Origin of the sequence: Flavihumibacter cheonanensis, assembly GCF_022352215.1 — a bacterium.
Lineage (GTDB): Bacteria > Bacteroidota > Bacteroidia > Chitinophagales > Chitinophagaceae > Flavihumibacter > Flavihumibacter cheonanensis.
This window is the reverse complement of the sequence record NZ_JAKRWF010000001.1, coordinates 1,562,993-1,583,589: the sequence shown is the minus strand read 5'-3', so window position 1 is coordinate 1,583,589 and position 20,597 is coordinate 1,562,993. Positions and strand designations below refer to the sequence as shown.

The following is a 20,597-nucleotide window of genomic DNA, read 5'->3' as shown; positions in this document are numbered from 1 at the left end:
GTTAAATGGTTTCCGTAATTGATTGGGTAACCACCCCAAATTCGAATTGCATTTCATTCAGCTTTCGGTAGAGCCCGTCATTTGCCATCAGTTCTGCATGGGTGCCAGACTCGTGTACAACGCCTTTATCCACTACAACAATCTTATCGGCATTCCGGATGGTTGAGAGCCTGTGTGCAATCACAAAAGAGGTTCTGCCTTTCATCAGATTGTCGAGCGCTTCCTGAACCAGCTGTTCACTTTCGCTGTCAAGAGAAGATGTAGCTTCGTCAAGTATCAGGATAGCCGGATCTTTCAGGATCGCTCGCGCGATGGCAACCCGTTGTCTTTGTCCGCCACTCAGTTGGATACCTCTTTCACCCACAACAGTATTATACTGATCAGGGAAAGCTTCAATAAACCGATGTGCATTTGCTTTGATTGCTGCCTGGGTGATTTCTTCATCTGAAGCATCTGGTTTTCCATAAGCGATGTTTTCCCGGATGGTGCCACCAAACAGCAATACTTCCTGTGGTACATAGGCCATCTGCGCCCGTAACTCTGATAAAGGAAAACTGGAAGCAGGTTTGCCATCTAAAAACAAATTCCCCGCATCGGGTTCATAAAAGCGGAGCAGCATGGAGACCAGGGTAGATTTACCTGCACCACTAGGTCCGACAATCGCAACCTGTTGTCCATTTTGCGCCGTTAAACTTAGTCCCTTTAACACTGGTGTGTCTTTCCGGGATGGATAACTAAAGAAAATATGTTCAAACTGTACATCCCCACGGATGCGGTTTTCCGGTGCTACCGTGATTGCTTCCAGCGAAACCGGTTCGCTTTCGCTTCTCAGTATCTCGCGGATGCTTTCGGTTGCTCCCAGGGTTTTCTGCAGTTGGGAAAACATATCGGCAAAGCCTGCAAAAGTGCCACCTACAAACATGGAAAAAATGACGAACATGGTGAGCGATCCCAGGGTGAGTTCACCTGATTGAATCATATTGGCACCATACCACATTACAAATGCGATAGCTCCAAACACACTGAAGATCATAAAGGAAACAAAAGCACCCCGATAACGTGCATTTTTGATGGATGTATCAACAACCGCAAAAATACTTTTTACATAGCGCTTGATCTCATGAAACTCGCTCGTGAAAGCTTTTACAACGGTTATGCCCTGAAAAGTTTCCTGCACAATTGTGCCACTTTCAGCTAGTTCATCCTGTGCTTTCCTTGCCATTTTGCGAATACGCTTGCCAAAAACAACGGCCAGGATTGCAATTACAGGTACCACGCCCAGCATTACCAGGGCCAGTTCCGGGCTGATCCAGAAAATAAAGAAAAGCCCGATTACCAGGGTGAATATGCCCCGAAGGAATTCAGCCAGGGTAAAAGAGATCGCATCCTGAATCTGGGAAAGATCTGATGAAATCCGGTTGCTCAGTTCACCTACTCTTTTTTCAGAAAAGTAGGACATGGGCATGCTCAGTAGTTTGCTGTAAACGTCTTTCCGCATACCCGCAAGGGACCGTTCACCGACTGCAGTCAGCAGGTATACCCGCATATAGGAAAAGAACATTTGAAAACTGAGTGTAATAAAGATGAAAAGCAGGCTAGTATTCAGACTCCATTTCACTTCCTTCAACTGCTGCCCGAATGGCAGATTGGAAGGGGCAGGAGGAACAACCGCAGTGCCGCCACCCGGAACGGCCGCATCTATCATTTTTCCTAGAAATAAAGGGAAGAGACTGGTGGTTAAAGCCGATAAAGCGATGAATACCAGGCTCATGATAAATTGACCGCGGTAAGGCTTCAGGTACCTGAAGAGCACCAGGGCCTGGCGAAGTGATTCTTTGGAAATTTTAACTTTTGGACGCTCCTCTGTTTTATCCTCCTTGTTCCTATACCGTCCTCTTGCCATATTTTTATGTTTCTGATTAAACTGAGCGCAAGATACGTCAGCAACCTGCTTAATTAAACCGATATGCTTAAACGAATTACAGTTCTGGGTTCTGTTTTGTTGTCAACTACCCTGATCGCCTGTGCCCAACAACCTAAAATTGATTTTGAATCCTATGACCCTCCCTCTACGCTGGTGGTGCCCGAAAATCCGGTAAGCCGTTCGAAATTTCCATTTGTTGATGTGCATAACCACCAATACCGTATGGGGTCAGGTTCACTGGCTGATATCGTCAGTAATATGGATGCACTCAATATGAAGGTAATGGTCAACCTGAGTGGTGGTAACGGTGCTGAGCTCAAACAAAAAGTTGAAAACGCGCGTAAGCAATATCCCGGAAGGTTTATCGTGTTTCACAATATTGATTTTGCAGGAATTGGTACTGATGGCTGGTCGGAAAAAGCGGTAAAGCAATTACAGGAGGATTATAATAATGGTGCACGCGGTTTGAAAGTGTTCAAAAACCTGGGATTTTCGGTGAAGGATACCAAAGGTAACCGGGTAGCTGTTGATGATGCACGCCTTGATCCCATCTGGAAAAAATGCGGCGAACTGAAGATTCCTGTCCTTATTCATACTGCTGATCCCGCATCTTTCTGGGAAGCATTAACGAATGAAAACGAGCGCTTACTGGAACTTTATACGCATCCTCGTCGCAAACGTTCAAACGAGGATCCGGCTCCCTGGGAGGTGTTAATTGCAGAGCAGCACCGGATGTTCAAAAAACACGCTGGCACTACTTTTATTGCTGCGCATTTTGGCTGGTACCCTAACAATCTGAAAAAACTGGATTCCCTGTTGACTGCCCTGCCGAATGTGGTGGTGGAGTTTGGAGCGGTGATCGCAGAACTGGGGCGGCAGCCCCGTACGGCGCATGATTTTTTCCTTAAATACCAGGATCGCATCCTTTTTGGAAAAGACAGTTGGGTACCTTCTGAATATGCAACCTATTTCAGAGTACTGGAAACAGCCGATGAATATTTTCCCTACCATAAAAAATACCACGCGTTCTGGAGAATGTACGGACTTGATTTACCGGATGAAGTACTGAAAAAGGTATATTACAAAAATGCACTTCGCATTATTCCGGGCATTGATTTGAGCCTGTTTCCCCACTGATCAGATAAAGACACGGGTACCTGCTCCAACGGCATTGTAATTTTCACGGAATTCTTTGGGAGTACAACCTTTTTTCTTTTTGAAAACCCGGTTAAAATTGGACATATTGTTGAAGCCGCAACGATAAGCGATTTCTCCGATGGTATGCGTGGTGTCAATGAGCATACGTGAAGCATGCCCCAACCGGATTTCTATCAGGCTGTCGATGAAATTATTGCCCGTTCTGTTTTTGAAAAACCGGCTGAAAGCCACATCCGACATATTGACCAGTTTGGCCACATCGGTTAACGAGATCGGCTTTTCAAAATTATTGTTGAGGTAATCCATTGCTGTGCCAATACGGCGACTGTTATACGTGAAGTGTTCTGCATTGTTGAAACTGGCATCGGAAAGAATGCGCATATTTCTGGAGGTAGAGAGATCATGCAGGATGGAAAACAATTCCAATACCGAGTCAAACCCATGTTTCTGGTTCAATGCTTTTATCCGGCTAGCTACCTGCATCGTAGTTTCCTGCGAAAACAGGATACCCCGGTTGGATTTCTCCAGCATGGCCCGGATAAAACTTAACTGATTACGGCGCAGGAATTTTTCATCAAACAGATCCTTGTGAAATTGTATAGTTACCTCTTTAATCTCTTTACTCTCACATTTGTGATTGAACCAGCCATGCTGCAGGTTGGAGCCTACTAATACCAGTTCAAAGGAACTGATTTCTTCCATGTGATCACCGATAATCCTCCTTGCCCCGGTTGCATTTTCAATAAAGTTGAGTTCAAACTCTTCGTGATAGTGCAGCGGAAAATCGAAATCTGATTTCACCCGGGAAAAAAGGGTAAAACAATCACTTTGGGTAAGGGGCGTAATTTCTCTCAGCAGATCGTTTTTCATATGTTGCTAGTCAAAATAGTATTAGTCTGGGGTAAATTACAAAAAATCAGGAATATGATTATTGCCAGAGATCGATGATCAGCAACCGGTTTGGAAATGAAAGTATGAAGATTGAGTAAAATAGTATTAAAAATCTGCTGAAATATGAAATATTTTACAGCTTCGTTTTGGTTCTTCCAGAATGAGCAATTTAGCAGTCGTTTTGTTGGCAGCCGATGGATTGTTTCTACGAACCGCCGCGCTGCCAATTTTTATTAAAAAACCCGTCTCCTTTAAGAGAACGGGTTAAAGTAAAACCAATCAACGAAAACCTTCTTTATAGCTGTTTGCCGCTTTTGTCAATTTTGCGAACCGGCGTATTGCCTCCTCCATTGAGTGTCAGATCCACCGGTTTATTAGTGATCCAGTTGCCCCTGCTGAAATCAGGGATATCCATACTACGGCTCCTGTTATTTACCGACTGGTTAGAGAGCGGAATAACACAACTCCAGAGTGCTGCATCATACACGTCCTGGTCCAGTGGCAAACCATTACGCAAACAATCGATCAGTCGCCAGTCCATGATGAAATCCATGCCCCCATGTCCACCAACACCCTTGGCTATTTCTCCAATATGTTTCACGATGGGTGGAGTATATTTATCTTCCAAAGCCTTAAATTCTTCCTGTTTTATCCAACTGTGGCCAAAGGCGATCTTCGCAGGACTGGGCCATTTCTGTGCCACCCCTTTTGTGCCACTTACCAGGTGTATGCGGCTGTAGGGGCGGGGAGAGCTGACATCGTGCTGGATGAGTATGCTTTTGCCCTTATGGGTGCGGATCAGTGTGTTGTTCATATTTCCCCGGTATTTCTGATTTACATAGGGGGAGAAAAAAGAATCGGCTTTTGCAAGTTCTGCCGCATGTGCTCCCATGGTGAAATCATTGGTTGACATGGAGATCAGGTAATCGAACTGATCGCCGCGATTGATATTCATGCATTGTGCTACGGGACCCAAACCATGTGTAGGATAGAGACTGCCGTTCATGCGGATATTCTCTTTTAGTCGCCACATGTTGGCATACCCCTTTTTGCTGAAATTAAGATCCAGCAGATCGTGGATATAGGCACCTTCTGCGTGGAGTACTTCTCCAAACAGGCCATTCCGCGCCATGTTCAGCGTAAGCAGTTCAAAGAAATCATAACAACAGTTCTCCAGCATCATACAATGTTTACGGGTGCGCTCGGATGTTTCTACGAGCTGCCAGCATTCATCAATGCTAAGCGCTGCCGGTACTTCAGTAGCTGCGTGTTTGCCATTGTTCATAGCATAAAGAGCGATTGGAGTGTGTAAGTCCCAGGGTGTTGTGATATAAATCAAATCAATATCTTTTTGCTCACAAACCTGTCTCCAACCATTTTCACCTGAGAATTCTTTCGCCTTGGGTAATCCTGTTTTGGTGAGGATTTGCTGTGCGGCAGCAGCTCTTTCGGGATAAAGATCACAGAGTGCTTTGATTTCTACTCCTTCAATATGGCTCATGCGCTCAACAGCCCCCGGACCGCGCATACCCAGTCCGATAAACCCGATTCGAACCTTTTCAAGTTTGGGTGCAGCATATCCGCACATATTAAAAGAGGGTGAGGCCTTTGCTGCCGGATGGGGTGCATCTTCTGAAAGGTTCTTGCCCAGAACAGGCCAGCTGCTCACCAGAGCGCCGGTACCCATTGTGAGGTTCCGCAGGAATTTTCTTCTGTTTGAACTCATATTGATGGTGTTTGATCTTGATGAAAAATATATCGGTTAAGGATCTTTGTTAGTTCTGGTTCCTTCGCTTCCAGTTCCTGTAAAAGGCGGATCTGATTGCGCGTACGTTGGAGGTTGTGTTCCGCATACCTGGCCCCATAGTAAGTGTCGCCATTCAGGTAGTCGGAGAGAAATCGAATGGCCTGCATATAGATCATGAATTTCCCTGCATAAATGAATGCCTTCTTTTCATCGGCTGAAAGAATTGCGTTCATTTCGGACAGGTACCCTTTTACGATGGCTTCAAATATATCCGTTCGGATGCGGATCTTTTCCAGGTCTGTTTCTTCTTCACTGGCGGGAGAGAGGTAGGTTCGTAACATATCACCCACGTCACTGATGAAATAGCCTGCCATCACGGTATCGAGGTCGATCACACAGAGCCCTTTATTGGAAGCATCCAGCAATACATTACTGATCTTGGTATCATGATGGGTTACGCGTAAATGGAAATAAGGGTTATTGCAAATATCCTGGTAGATCGTAACGATTTCCGATTTCTTTTTGAGATAATCAATTTCAGGTCTGGCCTTCTGTATCCGATCCGGAATGCCGGTAGCAATGGCTTCTTCAAACTGACGGAAACGCAAGGTGAGATTATGGAAATCCGCGATCGTGGTATGTAGTTCATCCAGTTTCATACCTTCCAGCAAAGCGGTAAACCTTCCGAATTGCTTGGCAGCTTCATAGGCCTGGGAAGGTTCTGTTACCACATCAATGCTGTGAGAATCTTTAATAAAGGGGAGTAATCTGAAATAGCCTGCTTCTTTTGAAATAGCGAGATCCTGGTTGTCAAGCGTTTTAAACGGTTCTACAAACAGATAATCAGGGTGATGAACTTTAAGGTAGCTCGCGATTTGCCTCAGATTAGACGCAATCCATTCCGGATGTTTGAATACATCCTGGTTAATGCGTTGCAGAATATAGGAGCGGTTTTTATCCGTTACTTTCCAGGTTGTATTGATCAATCCCGATCCGAAGGTTTCGGTTGAAAGATTGGCTGTTTCTTTCAGATAGGCTGGCAAAATCTGTTGTTCCATGTTTGCTTATATGGATAAGGCCTTTTGTAGACCGAACTTACACATTCAGTCTCATCCTTCCATATGCAACCGTTTGAGTGATTTTGCCAAAGGAAGCCCAATACCTCAGGAAGCTTGCTTTTTCCAGTTTTTTTTCTGTGCAGTGAGATACCGGTCAAAGAGCATCAATCCCAATACAATATTCACCATCATGAAAATATTCACGAATTGATTGTTGAAAATTCCGGAGAAATCGATGCGGTTCCATTCAAAGCCACCACTACCGGATCCGCTGCTCCAATCGATCTGTGCTATGGCATATATTACAAAGCCTACAATCAGGGTGATGAAAAAGCCTGCAATTCCGTAGATGATCTTTTTATTGATATAAGTGCTGGTAGCGGGAGCGATATGTAATCTCGCGATTTCCTCCATCACGTTTTTGGTAAAACGAAGGGAAGGGGCTTCCAACTCCAGATGTTCCTGCAAATCCTGGTGAAGTGCTACCATCTCCTGGTATTTCTCCCTCCATTCCTGCTGGGTTTGAATCAGGGCTTCAATCACCGAACGTTCTTCCGGCTTCGCTATCCCGTCGATGTATTCCCAGAGGCGGGCTTCCATTTCTATATTCTGTGACATGAAGTAAAAATTATGAATGATGAATTGTGAATTATAATTTAAGTGGTCAGGTCGCGGACTTCCTGGGGGAAGAATTTTTCCATTTTATCCCGAAGTCGTTGCCTGGCCCGATGTAACCTTACCTTGACCGCATTGGTTTCTTGTCCCAATATCTGCGCAATTTCATCCAGGCTCTGTTCTCCCTTATAGAAAAGGGTAATTACCTGGGCGTCATCCGGCGACAGAAGGGAAATAGCCTGGTTCACCATCGCCAGTTTGGATTTCTGTTCCACCTGGTTGGCCCGCATTCCACTGTCAACCTGTTCCGCATGGGCCATTACCTTTTCATTATCCAGCGAATGTACTTCCAGTTTTTTCTTTCTCAGGAAGGTCAGGCAGCTGGTGGTGGTAATCGTATAGATCCAGGTACTGAACTTACTCTCTCCTCTGAAATCTGCGAGGCTTTTATAGGCTTTGATGAACACATCCTGGGCCACTTCCTCAGCATCCTCCCGACTGTTGATATACCTTAACACTATGGTGAATACATAGTTCTGGTACCTGGTAACCAACTGGCTGTAGGCCTGCTGATTACCATTCTTCACCATTTGTATGATCTCGTTATCCGGTGTTGCTGGTTGCATTACAGGGAGTAGGACGCCGGTTGCGGTTGTTAGGTTACAGGTAATAATGTACAACACTAAAATTAAGATAAGTTGGGCGTATTTCGGATTCGGCTGTAACCTGATAGAAAAACCTGCCGTCATATTCCCGGAACCCGGTTGTTGACTGATCGGGGTTTATACAACCAGTCAAAAAAAAGTTCTTCGCTGCTGTAACCTGGATCCGGAAGCGGTAGTCTGATTGAACAGAAACAATTAAAACACAACCATAAAAAACATTGTATGCAAACCGCAGAAGTTTTGATCCCGATTTTAGTTCCCCTGGGCGCCTTCGCCATGGTATTTGGTATCGTTTACCTGAAAAGCCGTGAGAATATGGCAATGATTGAAAGAGGACTCAATCCCAAGGAGTTTGCCAATCGCCCCGCTCCTTACCGCAACCTTAAGAATGGTTTGCTTTTCCTGGGCGCCGGTATCGGTTTGGCCCTTGCGTATATCATTACCCAATATATGTTGCACGATGATGAAAACCCTGCCCTCTGGTTCGCGCTGATCGCCATAGGTGGTGGTCTTGGCCTGATCAGATCCTATCAGATTGAGAAGAAGGAGTTGTTGGATAAGGAGGGGGAAAAGTGAAACGTCAGACGTCAGACGTGAGAAGGGAAGAGGGGGAAAGGAAGATGGAGGAATGGAAGATGGAAGAAGGGGAGACCCCTGTGGTTTACGCTAAATTCCTTGATGCTGACCCTTTAAAAAATAAATACTGAACCTTCACCCTGAATAGTAAACGTCTCACGTCTGACATCTCACTTTCCTTAGAAACGCCCTGCTTTCGGTCAAGTGCTATTAAATGGGTTTAGGGGTCATTTCTTCCCTTCTTCCATCTTTCATTGTTCCATCTTCCATGCCTCCTTTGTCACCTGTCTCCTTTGTCTCGCTTTTTCACTTCCTCCACTGCCTTCTTCACCACTTCATCCCCTTCATTCAGTACCTGAAAATACCCTTCGCTTCTCCAGCGATACCGGGCAATAAGGGCTTTCATGCGCTCAGATAGAAAGGATCGGTCAGCGGATGTAAAATCACCCACTTTAACGCTGTCCTGTTCAGCCATCTTTTTGAGGCTTTGCCAGTCATTTTCTGAAAACCGGATGGCATCATTGTAGGTAACCGGACTCTTGAATCCATCTACAGATGCGCGGTTACGGACATAATAGAGGTAGGTGAAATTGCCAATCGTGTTGTTGCGGTACAAGGCAGTTACTGAATTGGATAAAAGGGTGGTATCAGCCCCAACAAATACATCGGGTACTATTCCGCCACCACCATAAACTGTTCTGCCTTTGCTGGTCTTATAAGCTTTACCATTGGCTGCATGAATGCTGTCAGCATTGTTCATTTCGCCGTTTTCAAATCGCTTGTGCAGGTCATCCTGGTAGTCTTCAATACCCTTATCGTAGGGTTTCTGAATACTGCGTCCACTGGGAGTATAATAACGGGCAACAGTGAGGCGCAAAGCCGACCCATCGCTCAACTGATACTGTTCCTGCACCAATCCTTTGCCAAAACTGCGTCTGCCTATTATGGTAGCCCGGTCCCAGTCCTGCAGGGCACCTGCCAACACTTCACTGGCGGAGGCAGATTGTTCATCCATCAACAACACCAGGTTGCCTTTTTCAAACAACCCATTCCGGCGGGACCGATACTCCTGGCGTTTCATGTTATTTCCTTCGGTGTATACGATCAGTTTATCGCCATCCAGAAATTCATCCGCCATATCAACCGCTTCACCCAAAATGCCGCCACCATTGCCACGGAGGTCAAGAATCAGCGATTTCATCCCTTCACCCAGCAATTTTTCCAGTCCAGCCATGAATTCTTCATAGGTAGTTTCTGAAAATTTGCTGATCCGCATGTAACCTGTTTCAGGTTCTAGTAAATAGGCTGCATCCAGGGAAGGAAGCGGGATGGTTCCACGCGTAATTGTCACCGTTATAGGTTGGCCATTCCGCAGGAGGGTCGTGGTTACTTTGGAGCCGCCAGGGCCACGCAGCAGTTCCTTGATACGATCCGAACTGATACCTCCGGTAACAGTGGTATCACCCACTTTGAGAAATTTATCCCCAACCTGAAGGCCGGCTTTTTCACTTGGGCCGCCCGGAACCACATTTACAACATTGACGGTATCCCGGAATAGTTGGAATTCAATTCCAATACCCTGGAAATTTCCCTGAAGGTCTTCTGTTAAAGCACCCAGGTGTTGCGCCGGGATAAAATTGCTGTGCGGATCCAGTTTGGTCAGCATATCCTGGATAGCAGCATTTCCAAGTGTATCCACCGATACTTTGTCTACGTATTTCAACATCACCAGGTCCAGTACTTCCTGAAGTGGTGATCTTTTGGTATCAAACCTGAAAACATTACTGGCAACCTGTGTATTATCGCGCAGTTTGTAACCTATTACCATTCCCCCGATCATGACAACTGCGAAGAGCAGGGGAAGCCAAACCTGAACTTTTTTTCCTTGCTTCATATTACGTTCTAAAGCTGCAAATTACTGAAATGCCCGGAGCCGCTCTCCATATTATTGCTCCAGTATGCTAACATAGTTTTATTTTCGTCCCAGCATTAAAGTGAATTCATGGCCATATTACTTGCAGACAGTGGTGCAACCAAGTGCGAATGGTGTGTAGTGGACAAAGGAAAGGTTAAAAAAACGGTTTTCACCCTGGGTATCAGTCCCTATTTTCTCAATACTGACCAAATCGAAGAACTGATTCGGCGTGATTTATACCCCGAAATCAGTCGTTATAAACTGGAAGCAATCTACTATTACGGTACGGGGTGCAAAAATCCCGCCAACCGGAAATCTGTACAGAAAGCCATTCAACGGGTATTTCCGGGTCAGCCGGTGGAAGTCAATCACGACCTGATGGGTGCTGCCCGTGCAGTTTGTCAGCGGGGGAAAGGCATTGCCTGTATCCTTGGAACCGGTAGTAATTCCTGTTATTACGATGGAAAAAAAATTGTGAAGAACAGTCCGGGTTTGGGCTATGTACTGGGCGATGAAGGAAGCGGCGCCTACCTGGGGAAAAAAGTAATTCAGTATTACCTGTATAAAACCTTTGATGAAGAATTGGCCTACCGGTTTGAAGACAAGTTTAAAATGAACGATGTTGATATCTTGGATCGGGTTTATAAACAACCTCTGCCCAACCGTTTTCTGGCCAGCTTCACACTTTTCCTGGCTGAAAACCGCGGCCATTACATGATTGAAAATATCATTGAAGATGGCCTGAATGATTTCTTCTTTCAACATGTGATCAAATACAAGGAAAGTTGGAACTATCCGATTCATTTTGTGGGTGGGGTAGCATTTGGATTCCGTGATGTGGTTTCCGACCTTTGTTCCTCGTACGAACTGGAACTTGGAAAAATTCTTCAGCATCCGATTGAAGGATTGATTCAGTACCACCAATAATTTCAAGATCAACGCAAGCATATGCCCGAATTTGTTAAAGTAACCGAGCAGGAAAGCCGGTATCGTCACCTGGAAAAAATGGAGGTGTCGGAGATTTTGCAGAATATAAACAGAGAAGACCAGGAAGTACCGTTGGCCGTTGCCAAAGCAATCCCTCAGATTGAAAAACTGGTTTCCGCTATTACAGATAATATGCTTGCAGGCGGACGTTTATTCTATCTGGGAGCAGGTACCAGCGGGCGTTTGGGAATTCTGGATGCCAGTGAAATTCCGCCAACATATGGCATGCCGTATGGGCTCGTAATCGGATTGATTGCCGGTGGTGAGGAAGCCATTCAGAAAGCGGTGGAAAATGCAGAAGACAGTTTGCAGCAGGGCTGGGAAGACCTTAAAAAACATTTTGTCAGTGAAAAGGACGTGGTGGTTGGAATTGCTGCAAGTGGTACCACTCCTTATGTAATCGGTGCTTTAAAAAAATGCCGCGAAAATGGTATACTCACCGGCTCCATTTCCTGCAATCCCAACTCTCCTGTAAGCCAGGAAGCAGATTTCCCAATTGAAGTAGTGGTTGGCCCCGAATTCGTTACCGGATCAACCCGCATGAAAAGTGGAACCGCACAAAAACTGGTGCTCAATATGATTTCCACTACTGTCATGATACAAATCGGAAGGGTGGAAGACAATAAAATGGTGAACATGCAGCTCAGTAATGAAAAGCTGGTAGACCGTGGTACCCATATGGTTTTGCAGCAACTGAAACTGGACGATTACGAAGCGGCAAAAGGGTTACTGCTAAAATACGGTAGTGTTAAAAAAGCAGTAGACGCCTGGAGAGCAGCCAATCCGGCTTAAGCATATTTGGGAGAACTTAGTAACTTGCCGGTGTGCACGAAATTGAACCATTTTACAACTGGCGTCATATCTATGTGAGCGAAGAAGATGAGCGATCACCTTTTTACGGGCGCGTTTATTCTGAGTTTGAATATTCCCAAACCATTTATAATTTCTATATCCATCCCCAGTGGGATGAGTTTGGATCTAGAACCCTCTATCTGAAAGTCATCCTGGCAGATTACGAAGAACAGTACGCTATCATTGAACTGCTGGGTGAATGGAATGATGCCATTGAGAATGACATCATGCAACTTAAAAGGGAGGTGATTGACAAGTTCCAGGAAGCAGGCATTCATAAGTTCATCTTCATTGCTGAAAATGTGTTGAACTATCATTCCGGAGACCGCGATTACTATGAAGAGTGGTACGAGGAGATGGTGGATGAAAACGGATGGGCTGTCTTATTAAATATGCCGGAACAAACACAGTATGATTTCCGGAAATCTAAATTACAACGGATAATAGAGCTGGTGGAGCTGGATAACTGGCGTACGTTTAAACCTTTTCACCTTTTCCGGAAAATGGATGAACAACAGATGAAACGCCTGCAATGAGGCGGTTTAACTAACATTCGTAAGGAAAAAACTTTTTTGTTGTATTCAATCATTGTATATTTTTACTTCATGATCACAGCAAATGCATTTGGCCGATTTTATTTTTACTTCTACTTTTTTACAGGCAGAAGGCCGGCGATGCTTTGTGTTAGATCAACGAATTAAGATCACTAAAACTAAACATAAAGAGTCCCGGCGAAAGGCCGGGACTCTTGTTTTTTATGGCAACAAGAGTATCCATACAGGGTTATGAAGGAAGCTTCCACCAGGTGGCAGCCCAGCAATTTTTCGGCAAGGATGTTGAAGTCATTCCCTGCGATACCTTCCGCGAGGTAGTAAAAATTGCTTCCAGTAAAAAAGAAAGCGAAGGCGGTGTAATGGCAATTGAGAATTCCATCGCTGGCAGCATACTTCCCAACTATAATTTATTACAGAAAAGTAACCTGCAGGTAGTAGGCGAAGTGTATCTCCAGATTAAACAGAACCTACTGGTAAATCCAGGTGTAAAACTGGAAGATATCCGGGAAGTGCATTCGCATCCGATGGCCATTCTGCAATGCATTGATTACCTTGAGAAGTTCAACTGGAAACTGGTGGAAACGGAGGATACTGCCCTTAGTGCCAAACACATTCATCAGAAGCACAATAAACATGCCGCTGCTATTGCCAGTAAACTGGCGGCAGATCTGTTTGATCTCGAAGTGCTGGCTCCGAATATCCACACGATGAAAAACAACTATACCCGCTTTCTCATTCTTCAAAGAAAGGATATGGCGCAGGAGATTCCGGATGCCAACAAAGCTTCGGTTAATTTTCATACCGATCACTCCAGGGGAAGCCTTGCGAAAGTATTGACCAGAATTGCGGAAGGAGGAATCAATTTGAGCAAGTTGCAAAGTTTTCCGATTCCCGGTAGCGACTGGCAATACAGTTTCCATGCAGATATGGAATTCGACAGCCTGGAACAGTTCCAGGGAGTAATAAAAGAAATTGAACCGCTGACTGTGAGTTTGCAGGTTTATGGAATCTATAAAAATGGTAAGCAATGATGCAACTGAAAACCGCAGACCGACTGAATGGCATTGGAGAATATTATTTTTCTCAGAAGCTTCGTGAGATTGATGCACTTAATAAAGAGGGCAAGGCGATTATCAATTTGGGTATTGGAAGTCCGGATTTACCGCCACATCCCGATGTGATAAAAACCCTGCAGGAAGAAGCTGCAAAACCCAATGTGCATGCTTACCAGAGCTATAAGGGATCACCGGTATTACGCAAGGCAATGGCCAACTGGTATGCTACCTGGTATGGGGTGGAGCTGAATCCGGATACCGAAATTCTGCCGTTGATCGGAAGTAAAGAGGGAATCATGCATATCTGCATGACCTATCTGAATACGGGCGACCAGGCATTAATTCCCAACCCGGGTTACCCAACTTATAGCAGTGCCGTGAAACTGGCAGGGGGAGAACCAGTATCATATGAACTGGTGGAATCCTTAAACTGGGAGCCGGATTTGGATGCACTGGATAAAACGGATCTGAGTAAGGTGAAACTGATGTGGGTGAATTATCCGCATATGCCAACCGGGCAGGTACCATCAGCTGAGTTTTATGCCCGATTGATAAAGTTTGCGAAAAAAAATCAGATCCTGATCTGCCACGATAATCCCTATAGTTTTATTCTGAATGAGCAGCCCGTTAGTCTGCTGGCTGTACCTGGTGCTATGGAAGTAGTAGTGGAATTGAACTCACTAAGTAAAAGTCAGAATATGGCGGGCTGGAGAATCGGTATGCTGGCAGGAGCAAAGGATCGTATTGATGAAGTGATCCGTTTCAAAAGCAACATGGACAGTGGTATGTTTTTGCCTGCTCAGCTAGCTGCTGCAAAAGCCTTGCAACTGGGAGCTGATTGGTATGCATCAGTAAATGATGTTTACCGCAGGCGCAGGAAACTGGTATTTGAATTACTGAATGAATTGAACGCAACGTATAACCCGGAACAGGTAGGCATGTTCGTTTGGGCAAAAATTCCTGAACAGTACAAAGATGGTTTTGAAATGAGTGATGCAATCCTCTATGGCGCGAATGTGTTCATTACACCGGGTGGCATTTTCGGTAACGCAGGCAATGGATTTATTCGGGTGAGTCTTTGCAGTCCGGAGGAGAAACTAATAGAAGCGATGGAGCGGATACAGAAAAATTCCGGAGGATGGAAGAAAGGATAAAGGAGAATGGAGAAGGGAAACAAAGGATAAGGGAGACAAAGGAGGCGGGAGACAGGAGAGACTAATAAAACATACAGTAAAGTTGAAAATAGCATGGAACGAAAACGAATTGCAATAGTTGGAGTGGGGCTGATTGGCGGATCGCTGGCATTGCAGTTAAATGAAAAAGGCCTGGCGGCCGGTATTGTTGGTGTGGAAGCCAATCCGGATCACGCAGCAAAAGCGCTGGAAATGGGATTGGTGGACGAAGTGTTGCCGCTGGAGCAGGCAATTGAAGAATCGGATGTCGTTATCCTCTGCATTCCCGTTGATAAAATGACAGGATTGTTGCCCAAAGTGCTGGACCGCGTTAGCCATCAGATTGTGCTGGATGCCGGATCTACCAAGGGGCAATTGATTGATGCAGTGAAAGAACATCCCCGTAGAGGGCGATATGTAGCTTCACATCCGATGTGGGGTACGGAATACAGCGGCCCTGCCGCCGCTGTAAAACATGCATTTGAAAATAAGGCTGTCGTATTGTGCAACGCCGCAGAAAGTGATGCGGATGCTGTTAGCTGGGTAAAAAATGCTTTTCAGAAAATTGGCATGCACCTGCTGGAAATGAATGCACATGATCACGATCTGCATGCTGCCTATGTGAGTCATATTTCCCATATTACTTCCTTCGCGCTCGCCAATACCGTATTGGAGAAAGAAAGAGAAGACCAGGCGATTTTTGAACTGGCGAGTGGTGGTTTTGAGAGTACCGTGCGCCTTGCTAAATCCAATCCCTCCATGTGGGTTCCTATCTTTATGCAAAACCGCGAGAATGTGCTCGATGTGCTCAATGAACATATTACACAGCTACGCAAATTCAAAGCCTGCCTGGAGAAAGAGAACTATGCGTATTTGCAGGAATTGATAGAGAATGCGAACAGGATTAGCAGGATAATAAAGTGAGACGTGAAACGTGAGAATGGAAGATGGAGGAATGGAAGATGGAGAAATTAAACAATAAATAGTAAACTTTTTAAATACAGTAATTTTATGCAAGCAACCGACAACAAAACAATGAAACAGGTAACACAGGAAGCATGGGCCAAGCGCCCATTGATCATCGCGGGTCCCTGCAGCGCAGAAACCGAAGAGCAGGTATTACAAACTGCCCAGCAATTGGCACAAACCGGTAAAGTTGATATCATGAGAGCCGGTATCTGGAAACCACGTACACGTCCGGGTTCTTTTGAAGGTATCGGTACCAAAGGGCTACCCTGGTTACAGCAGGCTAAAAAGCTCACCGGGATGCCGGTTGCAGTGGAAGTAGCTACAGCCAAACAAGTGGAAGACGCGCTGCACTTCGACGTGGATGTGTTGTGGATTGGTGCAAGAACTACCGTTAACCCCTTTAGCGTGCAGGAAGTAGCTGATGCGCTTAAAGGAGTGGATGTGCCTGTACTCATCAAGAACCCGATCAACCCTGATCTGGAATTGTGGCTCGGCGCGGTTGAACGTGTTGCGAAAGCCGGTATCAACCAGATTGGTTTGATCCATCGCGGTTTCTCTTCATATGGAAATACCGAATTCCGAAATGCACCGATGTGGCATCTGGCAATCGAAATGAAACGCCGCTTCCCGGAAATGATGATGATCAATGATCCTTCCCATATCTGCGGCAGAAGAGATATCCTGCTGGATGTGATGCAGAAAGCTATTGACCTTGATTACGACGGCATGATCATCGAAAGCCATATTGATCCTGATAATGCCTGGAGTGATGCCAAGCAGCAGGTAACCCCCGCCCGTCTCGCAGAAATGCTTGACAGCATTACCTGGAGAAGAGAAGACGTGGATTCTGAAGCATATCATGCGGCACTTGAAAAACTCCGCCAGCAGATCAATCACCTCGATGATGAACTGATGCAAATTCTGGGACAACGTATGAAAGTGGCTGAACAAATCGGTACCTACAAAAAGAATAATAATATTACCATCCTGCAAACCAATCGCTGGAATGAAATCCTGGATCGTGCTTTTCTGAAAGGCGATAAACTGGGCTTGAGCAAGGAATTCATCACCCGTTACTTTGATGCGGTGCATATGGAATCCATCAACCACCAGAACAAAATCATGAACAGCTAAGCAGGGCGCATGGAAATAAAAAAAATCCGCATTGGACAGACCATCACCGATTACTATTTTGGTGCGAGTTTGTCCCAACTGAAAAATGTTGCCGATAAAAAACATAGTATCATCCTAACCGATGAACATGTATTTGAAGTTTGTAAATCAAAGTTGAAAGGCTGGAATACCATTGTTATTAAAGCGGGTGAAGAATACAAGATCCAGCAAACAGCGGATACTGTTATTGATTCGCTGATTGAGATGGAAGCCGACCGTAAAACCACCCTTATCGGCCTGGGAGGAGGAGTAATAACTGACCTGGCAGGATATGTGGGTGCGATTTACATGCGTGGGATCCGAACCGGTTTTATTCCAACCAGTCTGCTGGCCATGGTGGATGCTTCTATCGGTGGCAAAAACGGTGTGGATGTGGAAGTTTACAAGAACCTGGTAGGTACTATCCGTCAGCCTTCCTTTCTTTTTTTTGATACCAGTCTGCTTCAAACCCTGCCGATGGCCGAATGGCAAAACGGATTTGCGGAGATCATCAAACATGCAGCTATCAAGGACGCAGCCATGTTTCGCGAATTAAAGGAACACGATGCCGCCTGGTTCCAGAAAAAGAAATCAGACCTTGCTGCCCTGGTTCGAAGAAATGCCCTGTTAAAAACAAAAGTGGTGCAGCTCGACGAAACCGAACAGGGCGACCGCAAACTGCTGAATTTCGGACATACCCTAGGGCATGCCCTGGAGAATCAGTATGAATTGTCGCACGGGCAGGCGGTTTCGATTGGTATGACCTATGCGGCACATTTATCAGAAGCATTACTCGGATTTAAGCAGGCGGCTGCATTGGTGAAAGTGATTGATCAGTACGGGTTACCCACCTATGCCGATTTTGATCGTACCAAAGTTTTTGATGTATTGAAACACGATAAAAAAAGAGATCGCTCCAATCTTCATTATATCCTGCTGCAAAAAATTGGAAAGGGAGTTGTTCATACACTTCCATTGGCGCAGGTTAAACAATTAATAGAACAGATATAATACAGCATAATGGTAGTTACGGTAGAACCTTCTTCCATAAAGGGTGAAATCTGGGCACCAGCTTCCAAAAGCTCCATGCAGCGCGCCTGCGCGGCAGCGATTGCCGCCGGTGGCACCAGCATCATCCGCAATCCCGGAAAATCAAACGACGACAAAGCTGCCCTGGGTGTGATCCAGGCTTTGGGTGCGGCTATCGAACAGAAAGATAGTGAACTGATCATTCGTTCTTCGGGTATCCATGCCCGCTCTACCACTGTACATTGCGGTGAAAGTGGGTTGGGTATCCGGATGTTTACACCGCTGGTGGCATTAAATGAGGAAGCGATTACCATCACTGGTGAGGGAAGCCTGGTAACACGTCCCATGGATTTTTTTGATGAAGTATTACCACAATTGCAGGTGTCGGTTCAATCGCGACAAGGTAAATTGCCATTGGTTGTCAAAGGCCCGCTTAAACCCGGTAATATTACTATCGATGGATCACTCAGTTCACAATTTCTAACCGGAATATTGCTGGCTTATGCAGCAGCTGGCGCTAAAGATGTAACCATTACGGTTACGAATTTAAAAAGTAAACCCTATGTCGATCTCACGCTCAAAGTGATGGAAGATTTCGGTTTGGAAGTGCCGCAGAATAACAATTATGAAAGTTTTTATTTTACCGGCAATCGCCCAACAGTAACGGATAGCCGAACTTACACAGTAGAAGGCGACTGGAGTGGTGGCGCTTTTTTATTAGTAGCAGCAGCAATTGCGGGTGAAACAATTATTTCGGGACTGGATGTTTTTTCAACCCAGGCGGATAAAGCTATCCTGCAGGCGCTGATGAGTTGTGGTGCCGGCATTAGCATTGAATCCGAACAAATCACCGTTCGTCCGATGCCTATGAAGGCTTTTCATTTCAATGCAACTGATTGTCCGGATTTATTTCCTCCGCTTGTTGCGCTGGCAGCCTATTGTGAAGGCACAACAGTAATTGAAGGGGTTGGAAGGCTTACGCACAAGGAAAGCAATCGCGCCCTGACCCTGCAGGAAGAATTTGGGAAAATGGGACTTTCGATTGAATTGCAGGACGATCTTATGTTGATTAAAGGAGGGCAAGGACTTACCGGTGCACAAGTGCATTCCCATCATGACCATCGCATTGCAATGGCCTGTGCCGTAGCAGCCTTAAAAGCCACGGGCAGCACAACCATCGAAAAGGCGGAAGCCATCAATAAATCCTATCCCGATTTTTATGAACATATACGTTCACTGGGAGCCAAACTAAACCAAGAAGTATGAATTCATTCGGACGTAATTTTCGGGTATCCATAGTAGGGGAATCTCATGGTCCGGCGGTAGGTGTGATCATTGACGGTGTTCCATCTGGCCTGCCACTTGCACTGGAAGATTTTCATATTGATATCGAACGCCGGAAAGGCGGCACACAAAAAGGTACCACTCCCCGAAAGGAAGATGACCTGCCCCTTTTTCAAACCGGACTTTTTAATGGAAGAGCAACCGGTGCACCCCTGACCATTTTGTTTGAAAATAAAAATACCCGTTCGGGGGATTATGAAAAGCAGCGTGCTGTGCCAAGGCCTGGTCATGCTGATTTTGTTGCCCATAAAAAATTCGGCGGCTTTGAAGATTTTCGGGGCGGTGGGCATTTCAGTGGCCGATTGACAGTGGGATTAGTAGCGGCAGGAGTGGTAGCAAAAAAAATGCTGAATCCCATCTCTGTAACAGCAGCCATCCTTGAGATCGGGGGAGAAGCTGACCTTGAGAAAGGTCTGCAGAAAGCAATTGATGCCAAGGATTCGATAGGTGGAATAGTTGAATGCAGGGTTAGTGGTTTACCCATTGGCATGGGCGAACCCTTTTTTGATTCGGTAGAATCCCTGATCAGTCATGCTGTATTTGCCATACCTGCCGTACGAGGGATAGAATTCGGAACCGGATTTGCTGCGGCCCGGATGTTTGGCGTTCAGCACAACGATGCCATTGAGGATTCCACCGGTAAAACCCGAACCAATCATGCAGGCGGAATTGTTGGAGGTATCACCAATGGAAACGAACTGGTATTCAGGATAGCCATCAAGCCAACTTCTTCCACGCCAAAAGAACAGCTGACCCTAAACTGGGAGACCGGTGAGCAGGAAACTTTTTCTGTGAAAGGAAGGCATGATCTCTGCATTGCGCTTCGCGTGCCGGTTGTTTTGGAAGCAGTAACTGCTATTGTATTGGCGGATCTGATGATTCAATCGGGCCAAATTTCCCGGGTCCTCCCATAAATATTATATTTAGGGATGAG

18 protein-coding genes and 1 pseudogene are annotated in these 20,597 nt (G+C 45.6%); 12 read left to right on the top strand and 7 right to left on the bottom strand.

Features of this window, described 5'->3' with window-relative positions:
* Position 1: 1 nt before the first annotated feature.
* On the bottom strand, positions 2 to 1,903 hold the full coding sequence (locus MD536_RS07030) for an ABC transporter ATP-binding protein (RefSeq protein ID WP_239597080.1): 1,902 nt from the start codon (positions 1,901 to 1,903) through the stop codon (positions 2 to 4).
* A 63-nt stretch (positions 1,904 to 1,966) separates the two neighbouring features.
* Between MD536_RS07030 and MD536_RS07025 the strand changes: the two genes are divergently transcribed.
* On the top strand, positions 1,967 to 3,061 hold the full coding sequence (locus tag MD536_RS07025) for an amidohydrolase family protein (protein ID WP_239597077.1): 1,095 nt from the start codon (positions 1,967 to 1,969) through the stop codon (positions 3,059 to 3,061).
* On the opposite strand, the gene MD536_RS07020 is transcribed toward MD536_RS07025, so the two are convergent.
* From MD536_RS07020 to MD536_RS07000, 5 genes are all read right to left on the bottom strand, one after another.
* Complete coding sequence (locus tag MD536_RS07020) at positions 3,062 to 3,952, bottom strand: AraC family transcriptional regulator (protein ID WP_239597076.1); 891 nt, start codon at positions 3,950 to 3,952, stop codon at positions 3,062 to 3,064.
* Between the two features lie 316 nt (positions 3,953 to 4,268).
* Entirely contained in the window at positions 4,269 to 5,699 is a 1,431-nt protein-coding gene (locus tag MD536_RS07015; RefSeq protein ID WP_239597074.1) for a Gfo/Idh/MocA family protein, read from the bottom strand.
* Positions 5,696 to 6,778, bottom strand: a complete 1,083-nt coding sequence (locus MD536_RS07010) for a phosphotransferase enzyme family protein (RefSeq protein ID WP_239597072.1) — start codon at positions 6,776 to 6,778, stop codon at positions 5,696 to 5,698. The genes MD536_RS07015 and MD536_RS07010 overlap by 4 nt, the downstream gene beginning before the upstream one ends.
* Before the next feature lie 105 nt (positions 6,779 to 6,883).
* The gene (locus MD536_RS07005; protein WP_234864162.1) at positions 6,884 to 7,396 is read right to left on the bottom strand and encodes an anti-sigma factor family protein; all 513 of its coding nucleotides are present in this window, start codon (positions 7,394 to 7,396) and stop codon (positions 6,884 to 6,886) included.
* 38 nt (positions 7,397 to 7,434) lie between these two features.
* A complete protein-coding gene (locus MD536_RS07000) occupies positions 7,435 to 8,019 on the bottom strand; it encodes an RNA polymerase sigma factor (protein ID WP_239597070.1) in 585 nt (194 codons plus the stop codon).
* A 261-nt stretch (positions 8,020 to 8,280) separates the two neighbouring features.
* Between MD536_RS07000 and MD536_RS06995 the strand changes: the two genes are divergently transcribed.
* A complete protein-coding gene (locus MD536_RS06995; RefSeq protein ID WP_234864160.1) occupies positions 8,281 to 8,634 on the top strand; it encodes a DUF6249 domain-containing protein in 354 nt (117 codons plus the stop codon).
* 280 nt (positions 8,635 to 8,914) lie between these two features.
* On the opposite strand, the gene MD536_RS06990 is transcribed toward MD536_RS06995, so the two are convergent.
* Positions 8,915 to 10,528: a S41 family peptidase gene (locus MD536_RS06990; RefSeq protein ID WP_239597069.1), complete on the bottom strand. Its 1,614-nt coding sequence runs from the start codon at positions 10,526 to 10,528 to the stop codon at positions 8,915 to 8,917.
* A 108-nt stretch (positions 10,529 to 10,636) separates the two neighbouring features.
* On the opposite strand from MD536_RS06990, the gene MD536_RS06985 reads away from it, so the two are divergent.
* The 10 genes and pseudogenes from MD536_RS06985 to MD536_RS06940 all read left to right on the top strand — a co-directional run bounded on the left by MD536_RS06985 (position 10,637) and on the right by MD536_RS06940 (position 20,577).
* Positions 10,637 to 11,476, top strand: coding sequence for an N-acetylglucosamine kinase (locus tag MD536_RS06985; RefSeq protein WP_234864158.1), 840 nt, complete (start codon positions 10,637 to 10,639; stop codon positions 11,474 to 11,476).
* A 21-nt stretch (positions 11,477 to 11,497) separates the two neighbouring features.
* On the top strand, positions 11,498 to 12,328 hold the full coding sequence (murQ, locus tag MD536_RS06980; RefSeq protein ID WP_234864157.1) for an N-acetylmuramic acid 6-phosphate etherase: 831 nt from the start codon (positions 11,498 to 11,500) through the stop codon (positions 12,326 to 12,328).
* A gap of 32 nt (positions 12,329 to 12,360) precedes the next feature.
* Positions 12,361 to 12,924: a hypothetical protein gene (locus MD536_RS06975; protein ID WP_234864156.1), complete on the top strand. Its 564-nt coding sequence runs from the start codon at positions 12,361 to 12,363 to the stop codon at positions 12,922 to 12,924.
* A 221-nt stretch (positions 12,925 to 13,145) separates the two neighbouring features.
* Complete coding sequence (locus MD536_RS06970; RefSeq protein WP_239597067.1) at positions 13,146 to 13,973, top strand: prephenate dehydratase; 828 nt, start codon at positions 13,146 to 13,148, stop codon at positions 13,971 to 13,973.
* The gene (locus tag MD536_RS06965) at positions 13,970 to 15,151 is read left to right on the top strand and encodes a pyridoxal phosphate-dependent aminotransferase (protein ID WP_239597065.1); all 1,182 of its coding nucleotides are present in this window, start codon (positions 13,970 to 13,972) and stop codon (positions 15,149 to 15,151) included. The genes MD536_RS06970 and MD536_RS06965 overlap by 4 nt, the downstream gene beginning before the upstream one ends.
* A 66-nt stretch (positions 15,152 to 15,217) precedes the next feature.
* Positions 15,218 to 16,093, top strand: a pseudogene (locus MD536_RS06960) (prephenate dehydrogenase); the annotation flags it as partial.
* Positions 16,094 to 16,180: 87 nt separating this feature from the next.
* A complete protein-coding gene (locus tag MD536_RS06955; protein WP_234864152.1) occupies positions 16,181 to 17,272 on the top strand; it encodes a chorismate mutase in 1,092 nt (363 codons plus the stop codon).
* A gap of 9 nt (positions 17,273 to 17,281) precedes the next feature.
* A complete protein-coding gene (gene aroB, locus MD536_RS06950; RefSeq protein ID WP_239597064.1) occupies positions 17,282 to 18,301 on the top strand; it encodes a 3-dehydroquinate synthase in 1,020 nt (339 codons plus the stop codon).
* 9 nt (positions 18,302 to 18,310) lie between these two features.
* Positions 18,311 to 19,585 carry a 3-phosphoshikimate 1-carboxyvinyltransferase gene (gene aroA / locus MD536_RS06945; RefSeq protein WP_239597062.1) on the top strand — a complete coding sequence of 425 codons (1,275 nt, stop codon included), beginning with the start codon at positions 18,311 to 18,313 and terminating at the stop codon, positions 19,583 to 19,585.
* Positions 19,582 to 20,577, top strand: coding sequence for a chorismate synthase (locus tag MD536_RS06940; RefSeq protein ID WP_239597060.1), 996 nt, complete (start codon positions 19,582 to 19,584; stop codon positions 20,575 to 20,577). The genes aroA and MD536_RS06940 overlap by 4 nt, the downstream gene beginning before the upstream one ends.
* The last annotated feature ends 20 nt before the right edge of the window (positions 20,578 to 20,597 follow it).